The 4,070-nt window shown below is 71.4% G+C and carries 5 protein-coding genes; 1 reads left to right on the forward strand and 4 read right to left on the reverse strand.

Going from position 1 to position 4,070, the window contains the following annotated elements:
* From JNL41_RS15160 to JNL41_RS15175, 4 genes are all read right to left on the reverse strand, one after another.
* A partial coding sequence (locus JNL41_RS15160) for a hypothetical protein (protein ID WP_293476337.1) occupies positions 1-779 on the reverse strand: 779 nt, incomplete at its 3' end.
* Positions 780-987: 208 nt separating this feature from the next.
* Positions 988-1,602: a DUF6134 family protein gene (locus JNL41_RS15165; RefSeq protein ID WP_293476339.1), complete on the reverse strand. Its 615-nt coding sequence runs from the start codon at positions 1,600-1,602 to the stop codon at positions 988-990.
* Between the two features lie 124 nt (positions 1,603-1,726).
* On the reverse strand, positions 1,727-1,873 hold the full coding sequence (locus JNL41_RS15170) for a hypothetical protein (protein ID WP_293476341.1): 147 nt from the start codon (positions 1,871-1,873) through the stop codon (positions 1,727-1,729).
* 33 nt (positions 1,874-1,906) lie between these two features.
* Positions 1,907-2,800 (reverse strand): transglutaminase family protein, encoded by an 894-nt coding sequence (locus JNL41_RS15175; protein WP_293476343.1) that lies wholly within the window; start codon positions 2,798-2,800, stop codon positions 1,907-1,909.
* Between the two features lie 77 nt (positions 2,801-2,877).
* Between JNL41_RS15175 and JNL41_RS15180 the strand changes: the two genes are divergently transcribed.
* On the forward strand, positions 2,878-4,070 hold a 1,193-nt coding region (locus JNL41_RS15180; RefSeq protein WP_293476345.1), incomplete at its 3' end, for an NAD(P)/FAD-dependent oxidoreductase.

Here is a 4,070-nt window from a genome sequence, read left to right on the forward strand (position 1 = left end):
TTGCCGGCGTCGATGTGCCTGCCGATCCAGAGGCTGAAGACCGCGCCTGCCAGCGCCGCCAGCGCCATCGCCCCGCCGTAGGCCGTGAAGCTCTGGCCCAGCGCGATGAACAGGGCCACCTGCCAGACGTAGTGGTAGCCGCCGGCGAAGACGCCGTCGCAGGCCATCAGCGCCGAACCCAGCCAGGCGGCGCGGAAGCCGCCCGGCGCCTCGTGCGCCACCGCCACCTGCGGCGCGCCCAGCAGCGGGGCAGCCGCCAGCACCTGCACCACCGCCGCGGCGGGGAAGGCGATCCACGGCCCGCCCGACGCCAGCGCCCAGCCGCCCAGGAGGGGCGCCGCGACGCCCACCAGCGCCATCAGCGCCGTGCGCACCGCGACCTGCCCGCCCCGGTGCGCCTCGTCGCCCACGGCCGCGAAATAGGCGTGGTAGCAGGTCCAGTAGAGGACGCTGCCCAGCGGGCTCACCAGCACCATCAGGACGAACGCGGCGTCGACGCCCTTCACGAAGGGCAGGATCGGGAAGACCGCCGCCTCCAGCACGGTGCCCAGCACCAGCGTCGTGCGCAGCCCGAACCGCCGCGCGAACGGCAGCACGAAGGGCCGCAGGACGAAGCGCTGGGCCGTCATGGCCGTCATCGACAGCAGCACCAGCGGCGCCGGCACGCCGGCCTGGAGCAGGAAGACCAGGACGAAGATTCCGCCCGCCTCCTGGGCGAGCGTCTGGATGCCGGAATGCAGGTTGAGGCGGTTCACCGCCTCGTTGGAGAAGAAGCTCATGGCAGGAAGGCCCTGGCGAAGGGTGCGCGCAGAGGCTCGCGCCCGCGTCTAGCGGGGAGCCTGGGATTCAGCGGGGGCCGTCAACCCCTGGTGCGCTCGATGCCGGGACACATGATGGCGGAGTTACGCACGGCCCCGCCGGCGTCGCAAGGCGCCGGCCGCGCCGACGCTCGACGTCCTTCTCGACCGGCCGCCGCCAGGTTGGCGGTCAGACCCGCCGGTACTCCATCCGCGAGCCGTCCTCGAGCTTGCCCTTCAGGGCCAGCCAGTTGCCCTGGGCGTCGTAGAAGTCGTCGATCTCGGCTTCGCCGCGGATCTGCCACTGGCCGGGCTTCACCTGGGTGCAGGTCACCTTCAGCATCTTGCCCTCCTGCTGGTTGAAGAGCGGCTTGCCGAAGTTGCCCTGGTTCCAGTGGCTGAGCGGCAGCGCGTTGGCGGGTCCGCGCACCGCGCCCGCCGGCCCGTTGATCTGCACATAGCCGCCCATCTGCCTCGCCGAGACCTTGGTGACCTTGCCGTTGCCGTCGGTCGTGGTGTCGACGCTGAGCCACTTGCCGTCGACCCACTTCTCGATGGCCGTATGCCGGTACTTGTAGACCGGGACCGGGCCGACCTTCACCGTCATGGCCACGTTGGTGGTCGCCGTGCGCGCGTCGTCGTCGCCCGAGAAGCTGACGACGTGCTCGCCCACCTTGGTCCCGTTGCGGAACACCTGGAACGAGAGGCGCGGCGGCAGCGCCGCCCAGGCGGCCGGCGGCAGGATCAGGGCGGCGGCGCCCCCGAGGATCAGCTCGCGGCGTGCGATCGGCAGGCGTTCGGACATGCAGGACCCTTCGTTTCCACCCTCGGCGGCAATCTATCGGGAAGTACGTGCCGTTCCAGTGTCCCGATTCCGAAGTTCGCCCGGCGCTCCGGCCCGGAAGCGGGCGAGCTTCGGATCCAGCACACTAGTGTCCAGGACGCGGCAGATTGCTGCGCGGCGGCGGGGTCGACAGGGGCTTCTTCGGCGCCTTCTGCCCGTGCTGCGGGCTCGCCGCCTGCCTGGGGAAGCAGACCCCGAGGCCACGCTCCTGCTGCTGGAACCCGGTCGTCATGTCCCGAACCTCCATGCCTGCAGAATCAATGACTCAGGCGGCGGCCTGAAGCGAATCGGCCGGGCGCACATCCACGTGAACGGTCAGGCGCGTGTCGCCGGGATCGCCGTAGATGGCGCCGCAGATCGGGATGGCCTCGGCCGGCGTGCGCGCGACCGCCACGGGGATCAGGTCGGGACTCTCGGCGATGGCGTTGGTGGGGTCGAACTCGATCCAGCCCAGGTCGGGCAGGAACACCTCGCACCAGGCGTGGGTCGCGCCCGCGCCGCGCATCTCGCCGTGGTCGGGCGACAGCGAAGGCGGCGAATAGACGTAGCCCGTCACGAACCGCGCCGCGTAGCCCAGCCGCCGCAGCGCCTCGACCATCAGCCAGGCGAAGTCGCGGCATGTGCCCGCGCCCAGCTTCACCGTATGCGACGGCTCCTGCGCCGCGCCGATGTCGCGGGACTGGTACTCGAACCCGTCGTGGATGGTGCGGTTCATCCGCAGCAGGAACTCCAGCGCCGGCTCGTGCGGGCTCTCCATCTGATCGCGCAGCCACCGCAGCAGGTCGCCTTCGGCGTCCTCCGTGACCGGGTCGACGAAGGGCGCGAGCACGGCCCGGTCGGCCGGCGTGTAGACGATCGGCGTCGCGGTCTGCGGGTCGTCGACCTCCAGCTCCCCCAGGTGCGCCGGGAAGCGCTCGATGGTCAGCTCCGAGATGATCGAGAGCCCCGTCGACTCCCCGTCGGGCGTGAAGCCGCAGACCGAGTTGCCGAGCGCGTCGAAGACCCATCGCGTCTCGCCCGGCGGCGAGACCGTGAGCAGCGCGTCCGTCACCCGGATGGCGTGGCTGTCCCGCGGCCGCAGCAGCATCCGGTGCGTCGCGAACGACACCGCGCGCTCGTAGGCATAGTGGGTCTCGTGTCGAATCCGGAAGCGGGCCATGCCTGCGGGAACCGGCGGCGCGGCGTGCGGTTCCGCCCCCGGTTGCGGTTCGCCCGCGCGCGTGCCATCGGGCGGCCATGACGAGCGACGTGATCATCGTGGGCGGCGGTCACAACGGGCTGACCTGCGCCGCCTACCTGGCGGCCGGCGGCCTGAAGGTCACGGTGCTGGAGCGCCGGAGCGTCCTGGGCGGCGCGGCGGTGACCGAGGAATTCCACCCGGGCTTCCGCAACTCGGTGGCCAGCTACACCGTCTCGCTGCTGAACCCGAAGGTGATCGGCGACCTCGACCTGCACGGCCACGGCCTGAAGGTCGTCGAGCGTCGGATGGCCAACTTCCTGCCCCTGGACGGCGACCATTTCTTCGTGGGCGACGGCGTCACCCGCTCCGAGACCGCGCGGTTCTCGCAGAAGGACGCCGAGCGGCTGCCCGCCTACTGGGACCGCCTCGACGCCATCGCCGACGTCCTGCGCGAGTTGGTGATCCAGACGCCCCCGAACCTGGTCGAGGGCTCGTTCGCCGAGGCCCTGCCCGAGCTGCTGAAGAGCGCCGTGCTCGGCCGCAGGCTCTCGAAGCTGACGCTGACCGCCAAGCGCGACCTGCTGGCGCTGTTCTCGCAGTCGGCCGGCGACTGGCTGGACGGCTGGTTCGAGAGCGATCCGATCAAGGCCGCCTACGGCTTCGACGGCGTGGTGGGCAACTTCGCCAGCCCCTACACCCCGGGTACGGCCTATGTGCTGCTGCACCACGTCTTCGGCGAGGTGAACGGCAAGAAGGGCGCCTGGGGCCATGCCGTCGGCGGCATGGGCGCGATCGCCGGCGCCATGGCCGCCTGCTGCCGCGCCCGCGGCGTCGAGCTGCGCACCGACGTCGCCGTGAACGAGATCCTGACCGGGAAGGGCCGCGCCACCGGCGTCGTCACCTCGACGGGCGAGGTGCTGAAGGCCCGCGCGGTGGTCTCCAACCTCCACCCGCAGGTCACCTTCGGCAAGCTGGTCGATCCGGGCGCCCAGCCCGCCGACTTCCGCGAGCGGATCGCCCGCTACCGCTCGGGCTCGGGCACCTTCCGCATGAATGTGGCGCTGTCCGAGCTGCCGCGCTTCACCGTCGCGCCGGAGCCGGGCGACCACATGACCGGCGGCATCATCGTCGCGCCGACCATGGCCTACATGGACCGCGCCTTCGTCGACGCCCGCGAGCACGGCTGGTCGAAGGAGCCCATCGTCGAGATGCTGATCCCGTCCACCCTGGACGACAGCCTCGCGCCGGC

The sequence above is a fragment of the Phenylobacterium sp. genome, assembly GCF_016793285.1.
Lineage (GTDB): Bacteria > Pseudomonadota > Alphaproteobacteria > Caulobacterales > Caulobacteraceae > Phenylobacterium.